We start from the raw sequence: 24,451 nt of genomic DNA, 5'->3' as shown, positions 1-24,451 counted from the left end.
TTCCCGTGTGAAAGTAGGTCATCGTCAGGCTCTTACAGCCCAAAAAACCCCAGTCAGTGATCTGACTGGGGTTTTTTTGCTTTTTAGGGGCTGGAAGACGAATAAAGAGCGTGCTAGATATTGCGGACGCCAAATGTGCTCATCTCTGCCGCGCCGGCCGCAACCAGCTCCGCCAGGATGTCCCCCGCCAATTGATCCAATTCAATCGCGCTGAAAAAGCGTGATCGGATCACGTCGATGTATGCAGCGCCTCGCAGCCACGCCTGCCAATCCGCAAAAGAGATCGACTGCACCTCCAGCAGCTTGAATTTCATCAGTACCTTGATGGCGTGACGTGCATGCTTCACCGGATCGCGCTGCAAACCGTCGAGCCGGCGACGCGCTACGGACAGAGCTTTGCCGACATCGTCGAATACAGCGCCATGCCCTGGAATCACTTGCCGGGGAGCAAGCGTTTCGATCAGATCCAACGTGGCGCCTACGTCTTCGAACGACGGCTCACCGGACAGTTCGGGGAAAGCGATACCAAATCCGTTCTCCCACAGGGCATCCGCCGAAATCAGTGTCCGTGACGCTGCGTCGAACAGAATGATCGAATGGGGATCGTGGCCAGGCGCCGCATGCACTTGCCACGACCGATCGCCGAGCATGCGTTCCGTCCCGGGCCGCAGCAGCCCCGTAAAACGGAACCTGCGGCACGTCTGCCCCGTCGCCAAGAAACTCAGGCCCCTTTGATCCCAGCGTTCCACCAAGCCAGCTTCGCCGGGCGGGATTTCCGTACGAGCCAACGGATGGCGTTCTTGCAATGCGGCATTCCCACCGCAATGGTCGCTGTGGAGATGCGTATTCAGGATGAGATCGAGTGGCCGTTCCCCCAGCACCGACTCGACCAGCGCCAGCGTCTGTTCAGCATGCGTTGCATACCCCGTGTCGACCACCGCGGTTTCTTCGCTGCCGATGAACAGAACATTGTTCGAAGACAGCCAACCCCGCTCGAATACCACGACATTCGCTGGCAGCCCGGCACTCGCCGACGAATGGCTCATTCAGGCGCCCGCACTGGTGCGCAGTTCGCGGCGCAAGATCTTTCCCACGTTGGTCTTCGGCAGCGATTCCCTGAATTCGATGTGCTTCGGCCGCTTGTAGCCCGTGAGCTGCGAGTGGCAGTACTGCAGCACTGCGTCTTCAGTCAGCGCCGGGTCCCTGCGGACGACGAAGACCTTGATGGCCTCGCCCTGCTTCTCGTCCGGGACGCCCACCGCCGCGCATTCCACGACCCCTGGGCACAGGGAAATCACGTTCTCGAGTTCGTTGGGGAACACGTTGAAGCCGCTCACCAGAATCATGTCCTTCTTGCGGTCGACGATGCGGCTGTAGCCGTCTTCCTGCATCACCGCAATATCGCCGGTGCGCATGAAGCCATCGGCGGTGAAGGCCGCCGCCGTCTCGGCGGGCTGGTTGTAGTAGCCCGCCATCACGTTCGGTCCCTTGATGCAAAGCTCACCCGGCTGGCCTGCCGGCAGCGAATTGCCGTCATCGTCCTTGATTGCGATCTCGATGCTTGGCAAAGGCAAGCCGATCGTCCCGGTGAACTCGGTATTCGACACCGGGTTGTTGGTCCCGATGGCGCAGGTTTCGCTCATCCCCCAGCCTTCGATCATCGGGCAGCCCGTGGCCTCGAACCACTTGCGCGCGGTACCTTCCGATGCCGCCATGCCTCCCGCCTGCGACACGAACAGCGTGGAGAAATCGATCGACTTGAACTCCGGGTGTATCAGCAGTGCATTGAACAGCGTGTTCACTGCCGGCAGCATGTGGAATGGCCGCTTCTTCAGTACCGCGATGAACTTGTTGAAGTCGCGCGGGTTCGGGATCAGCGTCATGTGCGAGCCCTGGCGGATCACCAGCAAGCACAGCGTCAGCGCAAAGATGTGATACAGCGGCAGCGCCGCGATGCTGTTGACCTTCGCCAGATCGCCCGCGCGCGACAGCGCAGGTGTGAACCAGGCCTCCGCCTGCAGAGTGGCCGCAACGATGTTGCGATGGGTCAGCACCGCGCCCTTCGACAGGCCGGTCGTCCCCCCCGTGTACTGCAGGAACGCGATCGAATCGAGCGTGCTCCGGTCGGGCCCCAGCATGCGGCCTCGGCCCTCCGAGATCGCCTGAGTGAACGGAGTGACCGTGCGTCCATCGCTCAGAGGCAGCTTGTACGCCGGCACGATCTTCGCCAGATGACGCACTGCCATCGTGATCCATGCGCCATACAGCCCGCCCAGCAGATCGCCCATCGCCGTCACGACCACATGCTTCACGGGCGTGCGCTCGATCACCTTCTCGAGCGTTGCCGCGAAGTTCTCGAGGATGACGATCGCCGTCGCGCCAGAGTCCTTCAGCTGGTGTTCCAGCTCCCGCGCGGTGTACAGCGGATTGACGTTGACGCACGTATAGCCCGCGCGCAGCACGCCGCACATGGTGACCGCAAACTGCGGAATATTGGGCAGCATGATGGCCACGCGCGCACCCGGCTCCAGTCCGAGCGATTGCAGCCAGGCGCCCAGCGCCTTCGACAGCGTGTCGAGTTCGCCATAGGACATCCAGCGCTCCATGCAGACCGAGAACGGCCTGTCGGCGTAGCGGCCAAAGGCCTCGTCGAACATGTGAGGCAAGGAACGGTACTGCTCGGGATGAATCTCGTGCGGTACGCCGGCCGGATAGTTCTGTCGCGCGGATGTCTGCATGCAAGCTCCTTTGGCGCGGATTGTGGGAGGCAGTGCGCCTTCGCCGCCAGCGGGCTTGTCCTAGGGAGCGGGCGTGCGCTGTCGCGCGCGCGATAGCTGCGCGGCGCAGCCCTCAGAAATTCAGGCCTTGCCCGATTCGCCCGGCAGCAGCACCCCGGCCTCGATGTCGGTCGCAACCTTCAGCGATTCGTACAGCGCCGTGAAGTCGGGCGCCGTAAGGTCGAACAGATGCGCAAAGCTGTCGATCACGAAGTAGTTAGCCTGGTAGGTGTCGATCTTGTAGCGTGTGCGCATGGTGCGCAGCAGGTCCAGCGGCAGCCGGTGCGGCTCATCGCTGAGCACCGCGTGCTTCAGTTCGCCCACCGAGCTCAGAATGCCGGCGCCGTAAGCGCGCAGGCCGTCCGGCTGGCGGATCAGCCCGAACTCCACCGTGTACCAATAAAGCCGCGCGAGCTTCTCGCCGGCGCCCAGTTCGTGCGCCTTGATGCCGCCCGCGCCGTAGCGCTGCACGTAGTCGGCGAAGGTCGGGTCGAACAGCATCGGCACGTGGCCGAACAGGTCATGGAACACGTCGGGCTCGACGATGTAGTCGAACTCCTCTGGCTTGCGGATCCAGTCGGTCACCGGGAACTTGCGGTTCGCCAGCAGCGTGAAGAACGGCAGCTCCGGAATCAGCCCCGGCACCGCGACGATCTCCCAACCGGTCGCGCGATGCAGCCGCTCGTTGAGCTCCTCGAAGCGCGGAATGCGGTCCTTCACGCCGAGCGATGGCAGCGACTCGATGAAGGCGTCGCAGGCCAGCCCCGGCAACTGCGCGGCCTGGCGCTCGTAGAGCCGGCGATAGGTGTCGTGGTCGGCCGGCGTGTAGCTGGCCCAGTCCTGCGGGCAGGTGTAGTCGGCCATCACCTTGCCGCCGCGCGAATAGTCGCCCCGAGGCGGGCGGTCGGAAGCGCCGTAGACGGCGGGGGTGACAACGGCGGCGGCAGGAGTGTCCATGAGAAACGATTCTTGAGAGTTACTTGAGCCAGCGGTCCATCGTGCGCTGGAAGTCGCCGCCGGCCTGCTGCAGATGCAGCCACTGGTCGACGTATGACTTGAAGGCAACGTCGTCGCGCGGGAGCATCCAGGCCATTTCGCCGTACTGCAGCGGTTTGTCGGGATTGACCGCACACAGGCCCGGCTTGAGCTTCTGCTGCGTGATGGCCTCGGCCGCTTCGGTCACGAACACGTCCGCGCGGTTGGCGAGGATCTCGTCGAAGATCGTCACGTTCTCGCCGTGCAGCGTGAGCTTGGCCTGCTTGAAATTGGCCCGGGCGAAGCGCTCGTTGCTGCCGCCCGGGTTGAAGATGACGCGCACCGAAGGCTTGTCGATGGCGGCCACGCTCTGGTACTTGGCCACGTCGGCGCAGCGCGCGATGGGCGTCTTGCCGTTGACCATGTAGGGCGTGCTGAAGAAGGCCCGCTTCTGCCGGTCGGTGGTGACCGACACGCCGCCCACGGCGATGTCGCACTTGCCGGCGTTCAGGTCGGGCAGCAGGTTGGCCCAGGTGGTCTTGACCCACTCGGGCTTCGCGCCGAGGCTGGCGCTGAAGCCCGTCATCAGGTCGACGTCGATGCCCTCGAAGGCGCCGTCAGCCTTCTGGAAGCTGAAGGGCTTGTAGTCGCCCGGCGTGCAGATGCGCAGCACCGCCGCCTTCTGCACGGCATCGAGGTGCGAGCCGGCCGCCGGCGTGCTCGCCGGCGCCATGGCGCAACCCGAGAGAACGGCGGCTGCCGCCGCGATGAAGGTCAAACCGATCGAAGACATGCAACTGCGCATACCGGGCTCCTGGGCAATAAGAAAGAAGCCCTTATTTTGCGGCGCTCAGCACGCCGCGGCGCATCTGGTCGAGCTCGATGCTCTCGAACAGCGCCTTGAAGTTGCCGTTGCCGAAACCGTCGTCGCCCTTGCGCTGGATGAACTCGAAGAAGATCGGGCCCAGCTGGTTCTCGCTGAAAATCTGCAGCAGCAGCGCGTCCTTCTTGCCGTCGATCAGGATCTTGCGCTTCTTCAGTTCGGCCACGCTTTCGCCGTGCCCGGGAATACGCTTGTCGATCAGCTCGTAGTACGTGTCGATGGTGTCCAGCAGCGTCACGCCGTTGGCGCGCAGCGCGTCGACGCTTTCGTACAGGTTGTCCGAACCCATGGCGATGTGCTGGATGCCCTCGCCCTTGTACATGTCCAGGTACTCCTGGATCTGGCCGGCCTGTTCCTTGCCTTCTTCGTTGATCGGGATGCGGATCTTGCCGCAGGGGCTGGTCATGGCCTTGCTCTTCACACCCGTCACCTGGCCTTCGATGTCGAAGTACTTCACCTCGCGGAAGTTGAAGAGCTTCTCGTAGAAGTTGGCCCATACGTCCATGCGGCCGCGGTACACGTTGTGCGTCAGGTGGTCGATGTAGGTCAGGCCGTTGCCCTTGCGCGCCAGCGCGTCTTGCGACGACACGCCCGGCAGCGCCTCGAAGTCCACGTCGTAGAAGCCGATGTTGCCGATGTCGCCGGGCTTCGCCCCATTCTTGCCGGGCCAGCGGTCCACCAGGTAGATCAGGCTGTCGCCGATGCCCTTGATGGCTGGGATGTTCAGCTCTCCGGGGCCGGCCTTGTCGGCGAAGCCCCATGCGCCGAGTGATGTGGCGCGCTCGTAGGCTTGCTTGGCGTCCTGCACGCGGAAGGCGATGGCGCAGACGCTCGGGCCATGTTCGCGCGCGAACTTCTGCGCGAAGGAATCGGGCTCCGCGTTCAGAATGAAGTTGATGGTGCCCTGGCGGTACAGCAGCACGTTCTTGTGGCGGTGCTTCGCCACCGCCTTGAAGCCCATGCGCTCGAACACCTTGCCCATGGCGGCCGGATCGGGTGCCGCGTACTCGATGAATTCGAAGCCGTCGGTGCCCATGGGGTTCTCCCAGGGCGTGAAGGCGGGTGCGTCGGCATGGCTCATGTGCGGTCTCCGGTAGGTGGGGCTGGATGAATAAGGCGCGAAATCGGCCGGTCATGCAATGTAGGGCGGATGCCTCTCAGGTTTTCTGCGTTTCCGGGCGCTCGGGATGGCCATTGCGCAATAAAACTGCAAGAATGGCGATATGGAAGCACTGGACAAGATCGATAGGCTGATTTTGCGCACGCTGCAAGCAGATGGGCGTGCCACCTACGACCAGATCGCGGAGCAGGTCAGCCTGTCGCCCAGCGCCGTGCTGCGGCGGGTCAAGCGGCTCGAAGAGCACAAGGTGATCGACCGCTACGTCGCGCTGGTCCAGCCCGAAGCCATCGGCCTGGGGCTGACCGCTTATCTCAATGTGCGACTCGAAAAGCACACCGAGAGCCACAAGCGCAACCCGATGGACCTGTTCCGCGCAAGCGTGCAGACATGGCCCGAGGTGGTCGAATGCGCGGCTCTCACCGGCGACATGGACTACCTGTTGCGGGTGGTCGTGGCCGACATGGCCCACTACAGCCGCTTCATCATGGACACACTGCTGAAGCATCCGAGCGTGGAGGACTGCAAGACCAGCTTCGTGCTCGACCGTGTCAAGGCCACCACAGCTGTGCCGGTTTAGCCACATTGCGGTTGCGCCAGCGCCACGCAGCTTGGTACTAGGACACAAATGTGTCCCGTGATTGACCCTGTGGACTTGTTGTTTAAGGGAAAACCCTTACATTCGAGCCATGCTTACCGCCAAGACCCTTCTCAAAGCGTCTCTCGGCCTCGGCTCTTTCCTGAAAGCGCCGATGGTTGAGGCGCAACCACGCGCAGTCAGCGCGCCTCAACCCGTCATGGTGCCGATCCGCTCGATCGGCCCGCGCGAACGCGAGCGCATCGCTCGCCACCTGCTCGAACTCTCCCCGCACGACCGCTATTTGCGCTTCGGCTATGCGGCGGGCGACGAGCAGGTCCAGAGCTACGTCGACGGTCTCGACTTCGAGCGCGATGAACTCTTCGGCATCTACAACCGCCGCCTCGACCTGATCGCGATGGCGCACCTGGCCTTCGCGCCCGGCGACCAGCACAGCGACTGCGCCGAATTCGGCGTGTCGGTCTCGGCGCATGCTCGCGGCCGGGGCTACGGCGCCCGCCTGTTCGAGCGCGCCGTGGTCGTGGCCCGCAACGAAGGCGTGGGCATGCTCTTCATCCATGCGCTCAGCGAAAACGCCGCCATGCTGAAAATCGCCCGCAACGCCGGCGCGACGGTGGTGCGCAGCGGCTCGGAGGCCGAGGCCCACCTCGAACTGCCCAGCGCCACCTTCGACAGCCGCATGAGCGAGATCGCCCTGGAGCACTACGCCGCGGTCGACTTCGCGCTCAAGAGCCGTGCCAAGCAGTTCTGGGCCTTCCTGGTGAGCGTGCAGGAAGTGCGCAGCGGCATGCGTGATGCCCGCAAGAAGTCCGCCCCCTGAGGCCTGGCGGCGGGCCCAACGGCTGGCGGGGGGTCATGCGGTAGAGCGTGTCACACGCAATCCGGTATCCTTGCCTTTCCTCAACTAAGCCCTCCCGCAGTGGCCGACCCTCACCCTGAACGCGCTCCCGTCGAACGGGAAGACAAGCGCGGCTTTCTCCAGAAGCTCGCCGAATTCATCCACCCCGGTCCCGACTCGCGCGACGAGCTGATCGAAACCCTGGCCGATGCCGAGGACAACGAGGTGATCGGTGCCGAATCGCGCGTGATGCTCGAAGGCGTGCTGCGCATGGCCGACATGACCGCGGGCGACGTGATGGTTGCCGCGCCGCGCATGGACCTGGTGAACATCGACGCACCGTTCGACGCGCTGCTGCACCTCATCATCGACACCGCGCACTCGCGCTTCCCGGTGTACGAGGGCGAAAAAGAAAACATCATCGGCATCCTGCTCGCGAAGGATCTGCTCAAGCTGCAGCGCGCGCCGGGCCTCAACATCCGCGCATTGCTGCGCCCGGCCACCTTCGTGCCCGAGAGCAAGGGCCTGAACGACCTGCTGCGCGAGTTCCGCGGCAACCGCAACCACCTGGCGATCGTGATCGACGAGTTCGGCCGCGTGGCCGGCCTCATCACCATCGAGGACGTGCTCGAGCAGATCGTCGGCGAGATCGAGGACGAGTTCGACATCGCCGAGGACGAAGGCGACATCTTCGGCCTGGCCGACCACACCTACCGCGTCTCGGGCGACACGCCCATCGAGCGCGTGGCCGAGGCCTTCGGCATCGTGTTCGACGAAGAACAGCTGAGCGAAGACTTCGACACCATCGGCGGCCTGATCGCGCACGAGATGGGCCACGTGCCCAAGCGCGGCGAGCACCACGCCATCGGCGGCTTCGACTTCGTGGTGCTGCACACCAAGGGCGGCGCGGTGCGCTGGTTCAAGGTGTCCCCGGCCCGCGGCGGCGACGCGGCCGACTGATGCGCGGCGCGCCGGCTTCTCCTTCCGCCAACCTGTTCCGCCTGCTCGGCTTCGGTGCCACCGGGCTCGCGCAGGCGCTTTCGATGGCCTCGCCCGTGGGCGGCAAGCCGCTGTGGTGGCTGCAGCTGCTGTCGCTCGGTGCGTTCGTGTGGCTGCTCGACGGCCTGCGCGCGCAGGGCGCGGGCTGGCGTCGCGCCGGCCTGCATGGCTGGCTGTTCTCGACCGCCTGGCTCACCGGCAGCTTCTGGTGGCTCTTCATTTCGATGCACACCTATGGCGGGCTGCCGGCGCCGCTCGCGGCCATCGCCGTGCTGGCACTGGCCGCGGCGCTCGGGCTGTACTACGCGGTCGCGGCTGCGTGGTTCGTTGTTCGCGGACCGCAGGGGCGGGTGACAGGCGCGCTCGTCTTCGCGGCGCTGTGGACGCTGGCCGAGCTCGTGCGCGGCAGCTGGTTCACGGGTTTCCCGTGGGGCGCCGGCGGCTATGCGCATGTCGAAGGTCCGCTGGCCGCGCTGGCGCCGTGGGTCGGTGTCTACGGCATCGGTGCCGCAGCGGCGCTGGTCGTTGCGCTGGTCGTGCTGCATCGGCCGCCGCGCGTCGCCGAGCTCGTGCAAGGCCTGGTGCTGATCGCGCTCGTGTTCGCCGCGCCGCAACTGGTTGCGCCGCTGCGCAGTGACGTACAAGGCATCAAGGGCTCGGCCGGCAATCTTCAGCTCGCGCTCCTGCAAGGCAACATCCCGCAGGACGAGAAATTCATTCCCGGCGGCGGCATCGAAACCGCGCTGCGCTGGTACGGCGAGCAATTGCGCGACGCCAAGGCATCGCTCGTCGTGACGCCCGAGACTGCCTTGCCGCTCCTGCCGCAGCAGTTGCCGGCCGGCTATCTCGAAATGATCGAGGCGCGCTACAGCCAGGGCACGCAGGCCGCCATCGTCGGCCTGCCGATGGGAGGGCAGGGCACGTACAGCAATGCAGTGCTCGGCTTCCAGCCTGGCGCCGCGCGGCCCTACGTCTACAGCAAGCACCACCTGGTGCCCTTCGGCGAATTCATTCCCCCGGGCTTCCGCTGGTTCATCCAGATGATGAACATCCCGCTCGGCGACTTCGCACGCGGCGGGCTCGCGCAGGCGCCATTCGTCTGGCAGGGCCAGCGCATCGCACCGAACATCTGCTACGAAGACTTGTTCGGCGACGAGATCGGGGCGAACTTCACGGACGAGGCCACGGCCCCCACCATCCTGCTCAACGTGAGCAACATCGCATGGTTCGGCGACACGGTGGCCATCGACGAACACCTGTCGATCTCGCGCATGCGCGCGCTCGAATTCGCGCGGCCGATGGTGCGCTCCACCAATACCGGTGCGACCGTGGTGATCGATGCCGACGGCCGCGTGACGCACGAACTGCCGCGCCTCACGCGCGGCGTGCTCGAAGCCAGCGTCGAAGGCCGGCGTGGCCTCACGCCGTATGCGCGCTGGGTCGCGCCTTTCGGTCTGTGGCCGCTGTGGCTGCTGGCGATGGCCATCGTGGCCGCAGCCTTTGTGCTGCGCCGCCGCCGCCGCGATTGAGCCTCAGGCGACCCGTGCGCCCTTCACCGGCCAGTCGCGCAGCTTGCCGGGATTCAGCAGCCCCATCGGATCGAAGCGTTTCTTCACCGCGATGACCTCGGGCGGCAGCGGCCCGCCGGCCTTGCCGTCTTCCACGATGTTCACATGCGGGTTGTTGATGTGCACGTTGTGCTCGCGGTGGATGCGCATGATCTCCTGCAGCCGCTCCTCGGTGCTGAAGCGCACCAGCTGCAGTCCGCTGCAGGTCATGAGGCCCGCAACGTTGCGGATGAACTCCAGGTGCATCATCACCTCGCCGCTCAGCAGCTTTTCCATCTCGATCACCTGCTCGACATGCCGGCCCGGCACGAAGCCGCTCTGCAGGTAGGTCAGCGTCGGATCGATCTTGAGCGCGTGCAGCGTCGTGTGGTTCCAGGTGAACTCCATCAGCGTGCGGTTGCTCTTCTGCACCTCGGCCGCCGTCTTGCGGTAGCTCACCGTGCCGCCGTGCGCCTCGGCCAGTTGCAGCAGCGCGGGCTCGCACGATTCCGCCACCAGCGACAGCACCGTGTGGCAGCCATTCGGCAGGTGCGCCGCGAGTTGCGCCAGGTGGTCCGAGATGGGCGCGGCGAAGAACGCCACTTCGCGCTTCACGATGCCCGGCGCGTTCGCGAGCTTGTCGGCGAAGTGCAGTGCGCCCTCGAAGCTGTCGAAAGTGACCAGCGTCTCCAGCCATGGATGCGCGGGTGCCAGGGCAATTTCCAGCTCCAGCACCAGTCCGTTGGTGCCCCACAGGTGGTGCATGCGCATTGCCTCGGCGCCGCGCAGCTCGACCACCTGCGGCTCCGCCTCGATGCTCATCGCGCGGATGCCGAGCACGTTGCCCGGTGCGCCCAGCGGCCCGTAGTTGATCGAGCCCACGCCGCCGAAGCCGCCGCCGAAAAGGCCGCCCAGCGTCGCGCTGCGATAGGTCGACGGCACGCAGCGCAGCTCCTGGCCCGTGGGCTTGGCCTGCTTTTCCAACTCGCCCAGGCGAATGCCGGCCTGCGCGCGCGCCACGCCGGGCCGTACCCACAGGCAGCTGTTGTAGCCCGTCATGTCGAGCACCACGCCGCCGGCCAGCGGCGTCGTCTGGCCGTAGTTGCCGGTGCCGCTGCCGCGGATGGTGATCGGCACGCCGCGGCGCGCGCAGGCGCCCACCACGGTGCGGATCTCTTCCTCGGTGCGCGGGCGCACGACCACGTCGGCGCGCTTGTCCTTGAGCTGGCGGTTGAGCACGGGGCTGAACCAGGAAAAGTCTTGCGACAGCCGCGTCACGCGGCTCTCATCGCTGATCCAGTCGAGGTCGGGCAGTTCGAGCAGCAATTGCTCGATAGCGGAAACGGGAGCATTCATGGTCAAGTTCAATCCTGGGAAAGTTCGCTCGCATGCCAGGAGCCCAGCGCCACCTTGGTGAGCCAGGCCATCAGCACGAAGAGCGCGACACCGGTGAGGGAAATGAGCAGCAGCGCGGCGAACATGCGCGGGATGTTCAGCTGGAAGCCCGCCTGCAGGATCTGGTAGGCCAGCCCCGCGCCGGAGCCGCCCGTGCCCGCGACGAACTCCGCCACCACCGCGCCGATCAGCGCGAGGCCGCTGGAGATGCGCAGCCCGCCAAAGAAATACGGCAGCGCGCTCGGAATGCGCAGCCGCACCAGCTGCTGCCAGCGCGTGGCGCGGTTCAGCTTGAAATAGCTCTGCAGGTCGGGGTCGATGCTGCGCAGGCCGAGCGTGGTGTTGCTGATGATGGGGAACAGCGCCACCAGCGCCGCGCACACCGTCATGGCGGCCACCGGGTTCTTCACCCAGATGATGATCAGCGGCGCGACCGCCACGATGGGCGTCACCTGCAGCAGCACCGCGTACGGAAAGAGCGCGGTCTCGATGCGCTTGCTCTGCACGAACAGGAACGAGACCAGCACGCCCGCCACCGTGGCCAGCAGGAACGACAGCACCGTGATCTTCAGCGTGACCAGCAGCGCATTGCCCAGCGGCGCCCAGTCGGTCACCAGCGTCTGCATCATCAGGTAGGGCGAGGGCACGAGGTAGGGCGGCAGCTCCATCGCCACCACCATCCACTGCCACAGCGCGACCAGCACCACGCCGATCAGCACCGGGTAGAGCACGCGCTGCACGCGCGGCTGGCTCAGCAGAGGTTTGACTGTCTTCTTCATCGCGCGGTCTCCTCATCGGCACTGCTGGCGCGCAGCAGGCTGTCCTGCAGCTGCTTCGCGTAGCGTGCGAATTCGGGCGTCACCATGAAATCGGCGCTGCGCGGATAGGGCTCGTCGATGCGGAGCTCTTCCACCACCCGACCCGGCCGCGCCGCCATCATCACCACGCGGCTCGACAGGAACACCGCCTCGTGGATCGAGTGCGTCACGAAGATCACCGTGAGCTTCTTCTTGCGCCACAGCTCCAGCAGATCGGCATCGAGCTTGTGGCGAGTGATCTCGTCGAGCGCGCCGAAGGGCTCGTCCATCAGCAGCAGGTCGGGCTGCGTGACGAGGCCGCGCGCGATCGACACGCGCATCTGCATACCGCCCGAGAGCGCGCGCGGCAGCGCATCGGCAAACTTTTCGAGCCCCACCAGCGCGAGCGATTCCGTCACCCGCGCATCGGCTTCCTTGCGCGGCACGCCGGCCAGGTCCAGCGGCAGGCGCACGTTGGTCTGCACGCTCGCCCACGGCATCAGCGTGGGCGACTGGAACACGAACGACAGCTTGTGCGGGCAGCTGTGGATCTGCGCCACCGGCTTGCGCCACACCAGCAGCCGGCCGTCGCTGGGTTCGAGCATGCCTGCCACCATCTTCAGCAGCGTGCTCTTGCCGCAGCCCGAGGGACCGAGCAGCGTGACGAATTCGCCTTCGGCGATGGACAGGTCCACCGGCAGCAGCGCGTGCGTGCCGTTGGGGTAGGTCTTCTCCGCCGAGAGCACTTCCACCGCGGGCACGGCAGGCTCCGCTGGCGGCGCGAGGGTGTTGGGTTCGATGCGATTCATGAAGCGGAAGACTCAGGGCAGAACCTTGGCGTCCTTGACGAACTCGGTCGTGTAGGTCTTGGCGAGTTCGACCTTGGCGGGGTCGAGCAGCTTCGCGCTCACCAGGAAGTCGTAGCTGGCCTTCGCACGCGCATCCGTCATCACGCCGATGCCGAGCTTGGCCGCGTCGCCGCCGGTGACCATGCCCATCTCCTTGAGCTTGGCCACGCTGTAGGCCAGCTGATCGTCGGTCATGTTGGGGTTGTCCTTCTTGATGAGGGCGTTGGCGGGCGCCGGGTCGGCGAGGTAGCTCTTCCAACCCTCGGCCGAGGCCTTCACGAAGGCGGCGACCTGCTTGCTGCGGTCCTTCACCGTCTTCTCCATGCACGACACGGTGGTCGCGTAGGCCGGGAAGCCGTGGTCGCTGAACATCAGCACGGTGCTCTTCACGCCGGCCTTCTGGATGGCGTAGGGCTCCGAGGTCAGGTAGCCCTGCTGCGCGCTGTTCTTGTCGGCCACGAAGGGCTGGATGTTGAAGGTGTAGGGGCGGGTCTGCTCGTCGGTGAAGCCGAACTTGGCCTTCAGCCACGGCCAGTAGCCGCGCTGGGCCTGCGCGCCGATCAGCAGCGTCTTGCCCTTCAGGTCCTCGAACTTCTTGACGTCGTCGTGCGCGATCAGCACCTGCGGGTCCTTCTGGAAGAAGGCCGCCACGTTGACCACCGGCACGCCGCCTTCGCGCACCTGCATCATCTGGATGTCGCTCGAGCCCATGATGCAGTCGGCCTGGCCGGCGGCCATCATCTGCGTGATGTTGACCTGCGGGCCGCCCATCTTGATGGTCACGTCGAGGCCGTACTTCTTGTAGATGCCCAGCGCCTGCGCCTGGTAGAAGCCGCCGTGCTCGGCCTGCGCGTACCAGTTGGTCATGTAGGTGAACTTGTCCTCGGCCTGCGCGGGCGCGGTGGCGAGAAAAGCGATGGCGGCGGCGCCGGCGACGGACAGTGCGAAGGAGCGCATGGTGGGAACCTCTCGAAGGCTGGGGAGTTGAAGAAGCGAGAAAAGCGAAGGGGCAGTTGCAAGAAACAGGCTCAGGCGGCCTCGAAGCTCTGCTGGATGAAGCCCTGCTGGTGCCCACGCTCCCAGGTGGCTTCTTCGCGCACCACCCAACGCAGCGCATGCAGTTCGGTCAGCGCCTGTGCCCAGCTGTCGGAGAGCGTGTCGAGGATCTCTTTGCCCTGTTCGCGCGTGGCGGTGGTGGGGTCGCCGATCACGCCGCTCGGGCCGAAGTCGCGGGAGGTCCAGGCGCAGGCCGGGCGGCCGTCGGCCGACAGCAGCTTGATCGGGAAGGGCGGCGGAAAGTTGGCGACCGCGTGCTCCATGTGCACTGTCTCGGGCGCGAGCGCGAGCATCAGCGCGGTCTCGGAATGGCCGGCGTGCATCGCGAGCTTCTTCTCCTGCTCGCTCACCTGCTTGCTGGCCGCGCTCGGCAGGCGCGACACGCCGTGCGGCACCACCACGAAGTCGCCATGACGCAGGCGCAGTTCGCGCGCTGCCATCTCGAGCACCTGCGGCTGGCCGCCGTGGCCGTTGGCGAACAACAGCTTGCGAAAGCCTGAGCGGTAGACCGACTCGCCGATCTCGATCACGGTCGAAAGCAGCGTGGTGCCGGTCAGCGTCATCGTGCCGGGGAAGTGCAGGTGCTCCTCCGACTTGCCGTAGGTGATGGTCGGCAGCGCGAAGGCTCGCACCTCGGCGGGGAGCTTTTCGAGCGCCTTGCCCATCACGCCCGAGCAGATCACGCTGTCGACCGAGCAGGGCAGGTGCGGCCCGTGCTGCTCGATCGCGCCGCAGGGCAGCACGATGACGGTGTTCTCGCGGTCGGGCAGCGCGGCGATTTCGGTCCAGCTCAGGTAGGGCAGGAAGCGGTGGGGCGGGATGTAGCCGTGGAGCATGGAAGAGTCCTTGTGGAGGGAGTCGTTATTGGGGAACGAAGGGCGCCGGGTCGCCGTGCGTGACGCGGCCTTCCCGCAGCACCACGCGGCCGGCGGTGCGCGAGGGCCAGCCGTGGCGGTCGGCCTGGGTGAAGAGCACGAGGTCGGCTCCCTGGCCCACCAGCGTGGGTTCGGCGTCCGGGGCTTCGCGCCGCAGCCAGTCGCCGCGGCACAGCGCCTGCGACCATTCGTCGAAAGGCTCGTCGAGCTGCGCCACCAGCGCGGCCGTGCCCAGCGCTTCGACGGGGTCGAAGCTGCCGACGCGGCAGAACGGGTCCTGCACGTTGTCGCTGGCGAAGAGCAGCGGAATGCCGCGCTCGCGTGCTTCCTTCACCAGCGTGATGCCGCGCAGGCGCGGCGTGCGGCCGGTGACGGCGTCCTGCAGCAGCAGGTTGGTGGCGGGCAGCGACACCACCGTGATCGGCGCGCGCGCCACCGCATCGAGCGTGGCGAAGGCCTGCGCCTCGGGCTGTGCCGCGAGCGCGCAGATGTGGCCGCAGACCACGCGGCCTTCGTAGCCGATCTCGCGCAGGATGCGGGCCGTGGTCTGCAGGCCGACCGCCGAGGCGTTGAGCTCTTCGTCGACATGCAGGTCGATGTCGAGGTCGCAGGCCTGCGCCGACACCAGCAGGTTGCGCAGCGCGCTCTCGCTCCAGTTGGTGGAGTGCACGAAGCCGCCGAGCAGCGCGTGCGGCCCGGTGGCCTTGACCTGCTTCGCGAGCCGCATCGCCTGCGCCGCGTCTTCGAACAGCGGCAGCTTGATGAGGCTCACCTGTTCCAGCCGCAGCTTGCCAGCCCATTCCTGCGCCAACTCGGCCATCACCGGCCAGGCCATCGGCACGGTATCGGGCTCCCACCAGTCGACGTGCGTACGCAGGTGTGTGGTGCCGCATTCCCAAGCCCACTGCAGGCCGCGCGCGGCGCGTTCGCGCACGTCGGCGGGCGTCCAGTGCACACGGTCGCTCAGCATCGCGTCGATGGCACCTAGCAGGCCGGGCTGCACCTGCTTCATGCGCGGCAGGGTGAAGGCCTTGTCGAGGTGCGTGTGGGCGTCGACGAAGCCGGGCAGCGCCAGCGTGCCGGCGAGATTCCAGCCCGTTGCCGGGGCGTCGATCCCCATCGCAGGGCGCACCGACTGCACGCGCCCGGCCTCGATCGCGATGCGCGCCAGCACAGGCACACCGTCGCCTTGCGGCCAGTTCACCGGCAGCAGCCAGCGCGGCAGACGCACGTTGTCGAGCAGGGCGGGAGCGTTCATGCCACCTCGTGCGCGGCGGCGCGCAAATTCAGCACCTCTTGGTGCGGCGCAGCATGGAAGCTGGTTTCGACCGGATGGTCGCAGGCGAAGAGCACGTACATGATGTTTGACCGCTTAATCAGAGCAAGTGGTCAGGTAATGCAAGCGACGTGCCAGTGCGGGCGCACCGGTTTGGTTCTAGAGCGGTCGAGTTGCGCGATGGCCTCAGAAACCGCTTTCACCTCCGTTGTGTTTCGTAACAGAAGTCACAGAAATTCGTGAAAACGCAACGGACTGGCCGGCGATCCCGAGTCTTTACGTAACATCGGCGCACCTTTTTTATAAATTGTTAACTAAAATCCACATTTCCAAAAATGTGAACTTTGGACCTCAGTTTCGTTTTCTTTATCAACCATTCGATTCACCGAGAGCTCATCTTGAAAAAACTACTCCTGGTTGCAGCCATCGCAGGCGCCCTTCCTTTCGCTGCGCAAGCAGAGTCCAATTTCGTGAGCGCGGCATCGGGCACGCTGACCGCCACGGCGCGCCTCAACTTCACGGTGACGATTCCGCGCGTGATGTATCTGCAGGTCGGTACCGGTACCAACTTCAGCACCGTGGGCACGGTCGATAACCTGGCCTTCACGGTGCCGGGCGCATCGGTCGGCGCGGGCGGCACCATCGCCGGCACGGGCGGTGATCTGGGTGCGGGCGCGGTTACGGTTCGCGTGCTTGGCAATGCCGGCGACCTGTCGCTCAAATCCGGCGTGACCGGCCAGCTGAGCAACGGCAGCAGCACCATCCCCTGGAGCGCCATCACCGTGACGGCGGCGCCGCTCACCGCCGGCATGACCACCGGCTTCACCAACGCAGCCATCACCCACCCGGCCTTCAGCACGACCTCGGGCGCGGGTCCGACCGCCACGACCTTCACTTCGGTGAACACGGTGGTGCGCCAGGAAAGCAAGTGGACCTTCGCGTACGACAATACCGGCGTCTACGCGCCCGGTACGTACGGTGCCACGGTGGCCAACAACGGCGTCGTGACCTACACGCTCACCTCGCCCTGATCCTGCGCCGTCGCCAAGGGAAGAAGGCGGCCTGGCGCCGCCTTTTTTCCAGCCTCGGGAGAACCCCTTGACATTGCGCCGTCCCTCCTTCGCACAGCTCCGTCTCGCGGCATGCCTCGTGGCCGCCTTCGGCGCGCTGATGCCTGCGCACGCTTACACGGTGGGCATTGCCTCCGCATCGCGCTCGCTGTACCTGCAAGTCGGCGCAGGCAACATGGCTCAGGGCAATCCCAACTCCGCCGGCAACAACTCGACGCAGAACAACGTGACCGCGACCGTGCCTGTGGCGGCACTGTTCACCAGCGGCGCCGCGCAGACGATGAACACCGACAGCACCGTCATGAACAGCCCGATCGACGGCGCAGCCTACTGCACCCCGGCCGGCAAGGTCTATGTCGGCAGCTTCTTTCGCACCACCGGTTCTTCCAACAACAGCGCGACGCTGACCGTGAGCACGCCGGCGAACCTGTCCAGCGGCAGCGCCACCATTCCATTCAGCACCATCTCCTGGACCGGCACCGGCAGCGGCCAGTACGACTCGGAGATTCCGAGCGGTTCGTTCAGCAGCACCCTGCTCACGCTGGTCTCCGTGGCCAAGAACACCTGGTCCGAAAGCTGCCTGCTGTTCACTTACACCAATCCCGGCATGGTGCCGTCCGGCACCTTCACCGGCACCGCAACCTACACGTTGACGGCCCCATGAAGAACGCATGCCGCGCGCTCGCCGCCGCCCTGCTGGCGCTGCTCGCCGCACAGGCCGGCGCTGCCACCTACCGCGTCGACGACACCGGCACGGTGGTCGGTCAGCCGGTCACGCCGATGCGCTGGCGCCAGCCCGTGCCCGGTCGCGTTGCGGACAACACCGTCGAGGGACAGGTCTCCGTCGCACTGCGCCTGAACCTGTCGCAGTGGATGATGCGCCAAGCCCGCATCTACATGCTGCTGGCTCCCACCGAGAACGAACGGCTGGTCGCCACCTGGCGCACCCAGGGCCGGCTGCTGCCGGGCTCCATGCGCGGCGGCGACCGCGTGCTGGTCTTCGAGGGCATGGTGCGCGAACCCTTCCTGCAGGAAACCATCCTGCTGAATCTCACGGCCGACGGACGCGCGCTCGAGCGCGCCCAGTCGCTGCAATTCAACTTCGAGATCGAGATGACGCCATGATGCGCGCGATCGGCTTTTCTTCCCGCCTCCTGCGCGTACTGGCGCTGGTGGCATTCCCCGCCTCGGCCGCCTTCGTGGGCACCGGCGCGCAGGCCCAGTTCGCGCTGGCCGTCTCGCCCCCCCGCTTCGAATTGAGCGGCAAGCCCGGCGAGCGCGTGCGCGACGTGATCGAGCTCAGCCACTCGGACGCTCGACAGGGCGAATACACCTTCAAGACCGCCGACTGGACGCTCAAGCCCGACGGCTCGGTCGACTTCAGCGACGAATTGGCGCCGGGCAGCTGCCGGCCCTGGGTGGCCATCGAGCGCCGCGAACTCAGCATCGCCGCGGGCAAACCCTATCGCTACCGTTTCGAGGTCACGCCGCCGGCCGGTACGCCGCCGGTGGAGTGCCGCTTCGCCGTGCTGATCGAAGGCAAGGAGCACACCAACGCGCCCGGCACGCCGGTGGCGATGGCCGCGCGCATCGGCGTGATCGCCTACGTGGCGATCGGCGATGTTCAGCCCGTGCTCGACATCGCCGGCACTGCCGTGAAGACCGTGAACGGCAAGGACCTGCCGGTGCTGCGCATCCGCAACACCGGCACGGCGCACGGCCGGCTCGCGGGCTTCCTCAACGGCACCGATGCCAGCGGCGCGCGGCTCGAATTCCAGCCTGCCACCACGCCGGTCATGCCGGGCGAGACACGCGAGATTGCGCTCACCGCGACCCGGCCTGGCGACACGGATGCGGCCGTCACGGTGCGCTTTCCGGTCACCGTGACCGGTTCGCTCGAATGGGGCAAGAGCGGCTCATTCAAAGTCAACGAACGCTTCGGTCAATGAAGAAGCGGGCCCTGCAAACCGCGCTAGGACTCTGCGGCGCGGGCACCGCCCTGGCCGGCGCGGGGGCGTGGGCCCAGGTGCCGGCAACGGCGGGCAACCCGCCTCCGGCCGTCGCCGCCGCGTATGTCGATCGCGTGCTCGAAGAGGGTCCCGTCGTGCCCGAGGCCCCGCAGGCCGAAGAACCCAGCACCGGCTGGCCGCGCGGCTGGAGCGCAGAGCTGCAATCCAACCGGCAGAGCAACAGCGCCGTCAAGACGCAGAGCCAGACGCTGACCTTCTCCGGTTTCCTCGACACGCCCAACTACGGCGCCTTTTCCGCCAACCTCAACCTGAACCGCAACCCGGCACCGGTGTACGGCTACGGCGTGTTCGGCAGCAGCGGCTCGCCGTACAGCGTGGTGCCCTTCACCGCACGCAACGGCAGCACCTGGCGCGTCGATCAGCGCGCGATGCCCTTCGACGGCGGCTGGTTCGGCAACAGTTCGGTCGGCAACATCAACATGGGCAGCACGCCGCTGGCACGCGGCATCGGCCGGGTGTTCCTGCCGAGCCTGCCGATCGAGGGCGCGTCCGTGAGCATCGAGCAGCCGGGCCGCACGCAGTTCAATGCCTCGGCCGGGCGGCTCGGCTACTTCGACGGGCTGGCCTTCCAAGGCTTCTCGGCCGGCCGCGGTACGGCTGCCAGTGTCGGCGCGCAGACGCAGATCGCTGGCGGCGACGGCCCCATGGCTCTGGGGCGCACCGACGCAGCGGTGCAGTTCGTCGAGGCGCGCAACGTCAACACCAGCGGCCTGACCGGATACGCGCGGGATACCCGCACGCTGTGGAGCGCAGTCTCGTGGCAGGGCCTCGCGCCCTGGGCCGACACGATCGGCAGCGGCACCGGTGGTATCGGCGACCGCATCGGTGGCATGCGCGTGCAGGCCAACCTCGTGCACAGCGCGGGGCGGCCGTCGGACGCGTCTTCGCAAGCGCCCTTCGACTCGGCCACAGGCGGCTGGCTCGACGCGGCCTGGCGCACCGACTGGCTGCAGCAGAGCGCCTCGATGTTCTATTTCCAGCCTTCGCTGCGCTGGGGCTCGGACACGCTGCCCAACAATCTGCGCGGCGCCTCGTGGCGCGGCGACATCTCCACCCGCCAATGGCAACTGGGCGGCAATGTCGAACTGAGCGACAGCGTGAGCGGCACTCAGCGCCGCTCGCTCTACGCCAACATGTTCGGCCGCTACCGCTTCGATTCGCGCGATGCGGTCTCGGGCAACGTGGCCGCACGCAGCGGCTCCTTCGCCGCGCAGTCGGCGCAGGTGACGTGGGAGCACCAGTCCGACTGGGGCTATACACAATGGCGTACCGACGCGGCCCACGGCGTCGACCTGCGCGTCCTGCGCACCGGCATCGACCACGCCTGGCGCGTCGGGGAGGCGCAGACGTTCTCGACTTCGCTGGCCGTCGAGCAATCGAACCGATCGGGCGGGAGCCTGCGCACCGTGCACTGGGGCGTGCTCGGCACGACTCCGCTGGTGGCCGGTGCGAGGCTCGACCTGAGCTTGCGCGGCAGCAACGGTCTCGGCGGCAACAGCACGCGCTTTCTCAGCGCCAACGCGCGGCTGGCTTGGCCGTTGGGCCGCGGCTGGTCGTTCATCACCCAGGCCACCGCGTCGCGCGGACAGGAGGCGCTCGACCCTGCGGTGGTCTCGGCCCTCACGGCCGCCACGCTGCAGCCGACGCTGATCGTGCCTTCCACCCGCTCGTTCATGCTGGTGCTGCGCTACGAAGGCCGCGCCGGCTCGGCCAGCGCCCCCATCGGCGGCGCGCCAGGCCTCGGCGACGGCCGGCTCGAAGGCCGCGTGTTCTTCGACCAGAACAACAACGGCCGGCGCGAAGCCAACGAGGGCGGTGTGGGCGGCGTCACCGTGCGCATCGATCGCCGCTACGTGACCCAGACCGATGCGCAGGGCTTCTACAGCTTCCCGTCGGTGGCCGGCGGCAGCCACGAGGTCGAACTGGTCCAGGACACCCTGCCCCTGCCCTGGAGCAGCCCGGGTTCGTCCACGCAGCGCGTCGACATCCGCGTGCGCGGCACCGCCGTGTCCGATTTCGCTATCCAGAAGGACCGCTAGCAAAGACCCAAGCAAGAAAGCCGTTCCCGGCCTATATTTCCTCCCGTTGCTGCCGATATCCGGAGATCGGGCGCCCATGCAGCGCCCGACCCCCATGTTCTTACGAGGGATCGGGCCTTATGACGGGAAGCTGGCTTCACTCGGGGCGCGGCGCGCTGGCCGCCTTGCTGCTCGCGCCAATGCTGTGCGTGGCTGACAACGGCTCTGGGAGCAATGCCGCGACGGCGCGGTTGCGCATCACCGTGACCGTGCCGCCCGTGTTCCGCGTGCTGCAGGTCACGCCGACCGCCGAGGGCTACCAATACCGCGTCTGGACCAACATGAAGTCGATCATGCTCGGCGGGCGCGAGTACCGTTTTTCCAATCTCGGTGAGAACACGCTGAGCCTGCGCAACCCGGCGGCGGGCGCGTGGATTGTTCACGGGCTGTAGAAATGGGCGGTCCGCTCAGCCCTCGATGCCGCAACCGTTCAACACGAAGGCCACGAGTTCCCGTGCGATCGGCTCGCGATCGATCGGCGCGTCGGGCGGCAGGCCGAGCATCACGCGCGTCTGGATCGCGTAGTCGGCATAGCTCTGGGTCATGGCCCAGATGTGCATCAGCAGGATGCGCGCGTCGAGCGGGCGCATTTGCCCGCGCGCGATCCAGCCGTTGATCACGTCGATCTTCTTCTGCGTCCAGGCCCGTGCGTTGGGCCAGTAGCGGTCGAGGTTGCGGCCGCCGTCGAGGATCTCGCGCGTGAAGATGCGCGACATCTCGGGGCTGTCGAAGGCGTGGTCGAGCTTCTTGCGGATGTAGCCGCCGAGCACCGTGGCCGGGTCGCTCGCGTCCTCGAAGGAGAACACCACCTTCCACGCATGCAGCACCTGCATCAGCAGCTCTTCGTAGAGCTCTTCCTTGCCGGCGATGTAGTAGTGCAGCTGGGGCTTGGTGAGGCCGGCGCGCGCTGCGATGGCCTGGGTCGAGGTGCCTTTCAGCCCGTGCAGGCTGAACTCGGTGACCGCCGCGGCGCGGATCGCCGCCATGATGCGTTCGCGCCCGGGCCGCGCGCGCGACAGCGGGCCGTCGGGGGCGGGCATTTCCTGGGCGGTCGAAACGGGGAGGGCGGCTGGATCGGCGGTCATGATGGCGGGAAGGCGCGGTGCGCGCGGCCGATGGTAATCCCTCGCGCATGACCACATGCCATGCCGGCATGAACGCGCAGGGCATGCCGGCACGATTCATGTATCTTCCTCGCCGCCTCGAAAGATTCCACCTCAACACAGGAGTTCTCCATGTACCTTTCTCCCCGTTTCCGTGCCTTCGCGGCCGGCGCCGCAATGCTGGCGGCCAGCGCGCTCGCGCAGGCGCAGCAGGCACTGCCCAACGTGGTGATCCTCGCCACCGGCGGCACCATCGCCGGGGCCGGCGCCTCGGCCGTCAACAGCGCCACCTACGCGGCCGCCAAGGTCGGCGTCGAGAAGCTGATCGCCGGCCTGCCGGAGCTCTCCAAGGTGGCCAACGTGCGCGGCGAACAGGTGTTCCAGGTCGCATCGGAAAGCCTCACCAACGACAACCTGCTGACGCTGGCCAAGCGCGTGTCGGCGCTGTCGAAGCAAGCCGACGTGGACGGCATCGTCATCACGCACGGCACCGACACGCTCGAAGAAACCGCCTACTTCCTGACGCTGACGGTGCACACCAGCAAGCCGATCATCGTCGTCGGCTCGATGCGTCCGGGCACGGCGCTGTCGGCCGACGGCGCGCTCAACCTGTACAACGCGGTGAACGTGGCGGGCAGCAAGGACGCGATGGGCAAGGGCGTGCTGGTGACGATGAACGACAACATCGACAGCGGCCGCGACGTGAGCAAGAACGTCAACATCAAGACCAACGCCTTCTCCAGCCAGTGGGGTCCGCTGGGCATGATCGTCGAGGGCAGGAACTACTGGTTCCGCGCACCGGTCAAGCGCCACACCATGAACTCGGAGTTCGACATCGACAGCATCAACGCGCTGCCGCCGGTCGAGATCGCGATGGGCTACGAAGGCGTGTCGTCGGTGGCCATCGACGCGATCGCCAAGAGCGGCGCCAAGGCGCTGATCCATGGCGGCACGGGCAATGGCTCGGTGGCCGACCGCATCGTGCCGAACCTGCAGAAGGCGCGCGCCGACGGCGTGATCGTGATCCGCAGCGCCCGCGTGCCCGACGGCTTCGTGATCCGCAATGCCGAGCAGCCCGACGACAAGTACGACTGGGTGGTGGCGCACGACTTGCGTCCGCAGAAGGCGCGCATCCTGGCGATGGTCGCGTTGACCAAGACGAACAACACCAAGGAACTGCAGCGCATCTTCTGGGAGTATTGAGCCCCCCGGCTTTTCACGCCGCTTCGCGGCGTGTAATTCGCCACCCCCCGAGGGGGAGGCGCGGCTCGCCTTGGGGCGGCCCGGCGGCGGCCGCCTCCGCCAGCTCCTCTATTGCTTGCCGCGATGGTGCCGTGCGTACTCGATGCTCGCGATGCAGATCGCCAGCCAGGCACCGCCCGAGCACAGCCCCGCGAGCACGTCGCTAGGAAAGTGCGCCCGCACGAAGATACGGCTGCAGGCCACGGTGACGACCACTGCCGTTGCCGCCATCACCGACGGCACCCGCCAGCGCGGCGGCAGCATGCGCAGCCCCAAGTAGCCCAGCATGCCGTAGAGCACCATCGAGCCCGAGCTGTGGCCGCTCGGAAAGGAATAGCCCGACACCTGCGCGAAGCCGAAGTCGTGCACCGGCCGAGCGCGCTCGAAGATGAGCTTGAGCACGTGGTTCAGCACCCCGTTGCCGGCGATGGCCGCGACCCAGCCAGCCGCGAAACCGCGGTGCCCGCGAAGCCACAGCGCCACCGCCACGCCGGCGCACACCAGCACCGCGACGATCGGGTCGGCCATGTGGGTGAGCCATGAGAACGCCTCCCTCACGACCGGCGGCGTGTGCGCGCCCACGGCACGGCTGATCGTCTCGTCCAGCAGGCCCATGGGCCGACCGTCGCCGAGGCCTTCCGCCACTTCGGCGAACAGCCAAGCCAGCGCGATCACAGACGCCGCGCCAATGGCCAGCCCGCCGAACAGCAGTCCGGCGCCCGGCTCGGGCTGCGCCGCATGCCGGCGCCGCAGGTGCTCGAAGCCCCACGCCGCGAGGCCGGCGGCCACGGTCAGCATCACCAGAAGAACCAGGAATCCGGGCCAGGCCTGGGCGCCGAGGCGCACTCCCAAAGCGATCAATGCGGCATCTTCAACGGACATGGGCGGGGCGGGCGGACGGCAGGCGCAGGCGAATCACGGCGTGTCGGCAGGGGTTTCAAAGGGGA

General features: G+C 66.7%; 24 protein-coding genes. 11 read left to right on the top strand and 13 right to left on the bottom strand.

Annotation, left to right across the window (positions count from 1 at the left end):
• Positions 1-113: 113 nt before the first annotated feature.
• From ACCD11_RS23110 to hppD, 5 genes are all read right to left on the bottom strand, one after another.
• Positions 114-1,046 carry an MBL fold metallo-hydrolase gene (locus tag ACCD11_RS23110; protein ID WP_413315586.1) on the bottom strand — a complete coding sequence of 311 codons (933 nt, stop codon included), beginning with the start codon at positions 1,044-1,046 and terminating at the stop codon, positions 114-116.
• The gene (locus ACCD11_RS23105; RefSeq protein ID WP_413315585.1) at positions 1,047-2,738 is read right to left on the bottom strand and encodes an AMP-binding protein; all 1,692 of its coding nucleotides are present in this window, start codon (positions 2,736-2,738) and stop codon (positions 1,047-1,049) included.
• A gap of 120 nt (positions 2,739-2,858) precedes the next feature.
• Entirely contained in the window at positions 2,859-3,734 is an 876-nt protein-coding gene (gene phhA, locus ACCD11_RS23100) for a phenylalanine 4-monooxygenase (protein WP_413315584.1), read from the bottom strand.
• 19 nt (positions 3,735-3,753) lie between these two features.
• Positions 3,754-4,557, bottom strand: a complete 804-nt coding sequence (locus ACCD11_RS23095) for a transporter substrate-binding domain-containing protein (protein ID WP_413315583.1) — start codon at positions 4,555-4,557, stop codon at positions 3,754-3,756.
• Between the two features lie 31 nt (positions 4,558-4,588).
• Entirely contained in the window at positions 4,589-5,716 is a 1,128-nt protein-coding gene (hppD, locus tag ACCD11_RS23090) for a 4-hydroxyphenylpyruvate dioxygenase (RefSeq protein ID WP_413315582.1), read from the bottom strand.
• Between the two features lie 142 nt (positions 5,717-5,858).
• On the opposite strand from hppD, the gene ACCD11_RS23085 reads away from it, so the two are divergent.
• From ACCD11_RS23085 to lnt, 4 genes are all read left to right on the top strand, one after another.
• A complete protein-coding gene (locus ACCD11_RS23085; protein WP_007836115.1) occupies positions 5,859-6,332 on the top strand; it encodes an Lrp/AsnC family transcriptional regulator in 474 nt (157 codons plus the stop codon).
• Positions 6,333-6,441: 109 nt separating this feature from the next.
• Complete coding sequence (locus ACCD11_RS23080; protein WP_413315581.1) at positions 6,442-7,170, top strand: N-acetyltransferase family protein; 729 nt, start codon at positions 6,442-6,444, stop codon at positions 7,168-7,170.
• A 99-nt stretch (positions 7,171-7,269) separates the two neighbouring features.
• Positions 7,270-8,148 (top strand): HlyC/CorC family transporter, encoded by an 879-nt coding sequence (locus ACCD11_RS23075; protein WP_007836122.1) that lies wholly within the window; start codon positions 7,270-7,272, stop codon positions 8,146-8,148.
• Entirely contained in the window at positions 8,148-9,716 is a 1,569-nt protein-coding gene (lnt, locus tag ACCD11_RS23070; protein WP_413315580.1) for an apolipoprotein N-acyltransferase, read from the top strand. The genes ACCD11_RS23075 and lnt overlap by 1 nt, the downstream gene beginning before the upstream one ends.
• A 3-nt stretch (positions 9,717-9,719) precedes the next feature.
• On the opposite strand, the gene ACCD11_RS23065 is transcribed toward lnt, so the two are convergent.
• From ACCD11_RS23065 to ACCD11_RS23040, 6 genes are all read right to left on the bottom strand, one after another.
• Positions 9,720-11,090, bottom strand: a complete 1,371-nt coding sequence (locus ACCD11_RS23065) for an FAD-binding oxidoreductase (RefSeq protein WP_413315578.1) — start codon at positions 11,088-11,090, stop codon at positions 9,720-9,722.
• Positions 11,091-11,098: 8 nt separating this feature from the next.
• Positions 11,099-11,908, bottom strand: a complete 810-nt coding sequence (locus ACCD11_RS23060) for an ABC transporter permease (protein WP_007836125.1) — start codon at positions 11,906-11,908, stop codon at positions 11,099-11,101.
• Positions 11,905-12,735, bottom strand: coding sequence for an ABC transporter ATP-binding protein (locus ACCD11_RS23055; RefSeq protein WP_413315577.1), 831 nt, complete (start codon positions 12,733-12,735; stop codon positions 11,905-11,907). Before ACCD11_RS23055 ends, ACCD11_RS23060 begins: the two co-directional genes overlap by 4 nt.
• A 12-nt stretch (positions 12,736-12,747) precedes the next feature.
• Positions 12,748-13,731, bottom strand: coding sequence for an ABC transporter substrate-binding protein (locus ACCD11_RS23050; protein WP_007836129.1), 984 nt, complete (start codon positions 13,729-13,731; stop codon positions 12,748-12,750).
• A 71-nt stretch (positions 13,732-13,802) separates the two neighbouring features.
• A complete protein-coding gene (locus tag ACCD11_RS23045) occupies positions 13,803-14,666 on the bottom strand; it encodes a creatininase family protein (RefSeq protein WP_413315575.1) in 864 nt (287 codons plus the stop codon).
• A 25-nt stretch (positions 14,667-14,691) separates the two neighbouring features.
• Positions 14,692-15,963 carry an amidohydrolase family protein gene (locus tag ACCD11_RS23040; protein ID WP_413315574.1) on the bottom strand — a complete coding sequence of 424 codons (1,272 nt, stop codon included), beginning with the start codon at positions 15,961-15,963 and terminating at the stop codon, positions 14,692-14,694.
• Between the two features lie 416 nt (positions 15,964-16,379).
• On the opposite strand from ACCD11_RS23040, the gene ACCD11_RS23035 reads away from it, so the two are divergent.
• From ACCD11_RS23035 to ACCD11_RS23010, 6 genes are all read left to right on the top strand, one after another.
• Positions 16,380-17,012 carry a hypothetical protein gene (locus ACCD11_RS23035; protein WP_056595936.1) on the top strand — a complete coding sequence of 211 codons (633 nt, stop codon included), beginning with the start codon at positions 16,380-16,382 and terminating at the stop codon, positions 17,010-17,012.
• A gap of 67 nt (positions 17,013-17,079) precedes the next feature.
• On the top strand, positions 17,080-17,715 hold the full coding sequence (locus ACCD11_RS23030; RefSeq protein WP_413315573.1) for a hypothetical protein: 636 nt from the start codon (positions 17,080-17,082) through the stop codon (positions 17,713-17,715).
• Positions 17,712-18,176, top strand: coding sequence for a hypothetical protein (locus tag ACCD11_RS23025; protein WP_413315572.1), 465 nt, complete (start codon positions 17,712-17,714; stop codon positions 18,174-18,176). Before ACCD11_RS23030 ends, ACCD11_RS23025 begins: the two co-directional genes overlap by 4 nt.
• Positions 18,173-19,000: a hypothetical protein gene (locus tag ACCD11_RS23020; protein ID WP_413315571.1), complete on the top strand. Its 828-nt coding sequence runs from the start codon at positions 18,173-18,175 to the stop codon at positions 18,998-19,000. The genes ACCD11_RS23025 and ACCD11_RS23020 overlap by 4 nt, the downstream gene beginning before the upstream one ends.
• Positions 18,997-21,120, top strand: a complete 2,124-nt coding sequence (locus ACCD11_RS23015; protein ID WP_413315570.1) for an SdrD B-like domain-containing protein — start codon at positions 18,997-18,999, stop codon at positions 21,118-21,120. Before ACCD11_RS23020 ends, ACCD11_RS23015 begins: the two co-directional genes overlap by 4 nt.
• A gap of 119 nt (positions 21,121-21,239) precedes the next feature.
• Entirely contained in the window at positions 21,240-21,551 is a 312-nt protein-coding gene (locus ACCD11_RS23010) for a hypothetical protein (protein ID WP_413315569.1), read from the top strand.
• 15 nt (positions 21,552-21,566) lie between these two features.
• Here the strand turns inward: ACCD11_RS23010 and ACCD11_RS23005 are convergent, their stop codons facing one another.
• Positions 21,567-22,244, bottom strand: coding sequence for a TetR/AcrR family transcriptional regulator (locus ACCD11_RS23005; protein ID WP_157609054.1), 678 nt, complete (start codon positions 22,242-22,244; stop codon positions 21,567-21,569).
• 150 nt (positions 22,245-22,394) lie between these two features.
• Between ACCD11_RS23005 and ACCD11_RS23000 the strand changes: the two genes are divergently transcribed.
• Complete coding sequence (locus ACCD11_RS23000) at positions 22,395-23,465, top strand: asparaginase (RefSeq protein ID WP_007836147.1); 1,071 nt, start codon at positions 22,395-22,397, stop codon at positions 23,463-23,465.
• Between the two features lie 108 nt (positions 23,466-23,573).
• Here ACCD11_RS23000 and ACCD11_RS22995 read toward each other — a convergent pair whose 3' ends face one another.
• Complete coding sequence (locus tag ACCD11_RS22995; protein WP_413315568.1) at positions 23,574-24,386, bottom strand: phosphatase PAP2 family protein; 813 nt, start codon at positions 24,384-24,386, stop codon at positions 23,574-23,576.
• Between the last annotated feature and the right edge of the window lie 65 nt (positions 24,387-24,451).

The organism is Variovorax sp. Varisp36 (assembly GCF_047304235.1).
Taxonomy (GTDB): Bacteria; Pseudomonadota; Gammaproteobacteria; order Burkholderiales; family Burkholderiaceae_C; genus Variovorax.
The sequence above is the reverse complement of the archived record's forward strand: the minus strand, read 5'-3'. Positions and strand labels throughout refer to the sequence as shown.

Excerpts from the sequence above, each read along its gene's own strand:
- ACCD11_RS23110 (WP_413315586.1), bottom strand. The coding sequence starts at position 1,046 with ATGAGCCATTCGTCGGCGAGTGCCGGGCTGCCAGCGAATGTCGTGGTA.
- ACCD11_RS23105 (WP_413315585.1), bottom strand. The coding sequence starts at position 2,738 with ATGCAGACATCCGCGCGACAGAACTATCCGGCCGGCGTACCGCACGAG.
- phhA (WP_413315584.1), bottom strand. The coding sequence starts at position 3,734 with ATGGACACTCCTGCCGCCGCCGTTGTCACCCCCGCCGTCTACGGCGCT.
- ACCD11_RS23095 (WP_413315583.1), bottom strand. The coding sequence starts at position 4,557 with ATGCGCAGTTGCATGTCTTCGATCGGTTTGACCTTCATCGCGGCGGCA.
- hppD (WP_413315582.1), bottom strand. The coding sequence starts at position 5,716 with ATGAGCCATGCCGACGCACCCGCCTTCACGCCCTGGGAGAACCCCATG.
- ACCD11_RS23085 (WP_007836115.1), top strand. The coding sequence starts at position 5,859 with ATGGAAGCACTGGACAAGATCGATAGGCTGATTTTGCGCACGCTGCAA.
- ACCD11_RS23080 (WP_413315581.1), top strand. The coding sequence starts at position 6,442 with ATGCTTACCGCCAAGACCCTTCTCAAAGCGTCTCTCGGCCTCGGCTCT.
- lnt (WP_413315580.1), top strand. The coding sequence starts at position 8,148 with ATGCGCGGCGCGCCGGCTTCTCCTTCCGCCAACCTGTTCCGCCTGCTC.
- ACCD11_RS23065 (WP_413315578.1), bottom strand. The coding sequence starts at position 11,090 with ATGAATGCTCCCGTTTCCGCTATCGAGCAATTGCTGCTCGAACTGCCC.
- ACCD11_RS23060 (WP_007836125.1), bottom strand. The coding sequence starts at position 11,908 with ATGAAGAAGACAGTCAAACCTCTGCTGAGCCAGCCGCGCGTGCAGCGC.
- ACCD11_RS23055 (WP_413315577.1), bottom strand. The coding sequence starts at position 12,735 with ATGAATCGCATCGAACCCAACACCCTCGCGCCGCCAGCGGAGCCTGCC.
- ACCD11_RS23050 (WP_007836129.1), bottom strand. The coding sequence starts at position 13,731 with ATGCGCTCCTTCGCACTGTCCGTCGCCGGCGCCGCCGCCATCGCTTTT.
- ACCD11_RS23045 (WP_413315575.1), bottom strand. The coding sequence starts at position 14,666 with ATGCTCCACGGCTACATCCCGCCCCACCGCTTCCTGCCCTACCTGAGC.
- ACCD11_RS23040 (WP_413315574.1), bottom strand. The coding sequence starts at position 15,963 with ATGAACGCTCCCGCCCTGCTCGACAACGTGCGTCTGCCGCGCTGGCTG.
- ACCD11_RS23025 (WP_413315572.1), top strand. The coding sequence starts at position 17,712 with ATGAAGAACGCATGCCGCGCGCTCGCCGCCGCCCTGCTGGCGCTGCTC.
- ACCD11_RS23020 (WP_413315571.1), top strand. The coding sequence starts at position 18,173 with ATGATGCGCGCGATCGGCTTTTCTTCCCGCCTCCTGCGCGTACTGGCG.
- ACCD11_RS23015 (WP_413315570.1), top strand. The coding sequence starts at position 18,997 with ATGAAGAAGCGGGCCCTGCAAACCGCGCTAGGACTCTGCGGCGCGGGC.
- ACCD11_RS23010 (WP_413315569.1), top strand. The coding sequence starts at position 21,240 with ATGACGGGAAGCTGGCTTCACTCGGGGCGCGGCGCGCTGGCCGCCTTG.
- ACCD11_RS23005 (WP_157609054.1), bottom strand. The coding sequence starts at position 22,244 with ATGACCGCCGATCCAGCCGCCCTCCCCGTTTCGACCGCCCAGGAAATG.
- ACCD11_RS23000 (WP_007836147.1), top strand. The coding sequence starts at position 22,395 with ATGTACCTTTCTCCCCGTTTCCGTGCCTTCGCGGCCGGCGCCGCAATG.
- ACCD11_RS22995 (WP_413315568.1), bottom strand. The coding sequence starts at position 24,386 with ATGTCCGTTGAAGATGCCGCATTGATCGCTTTGGGAGTGCGCCTCGGC.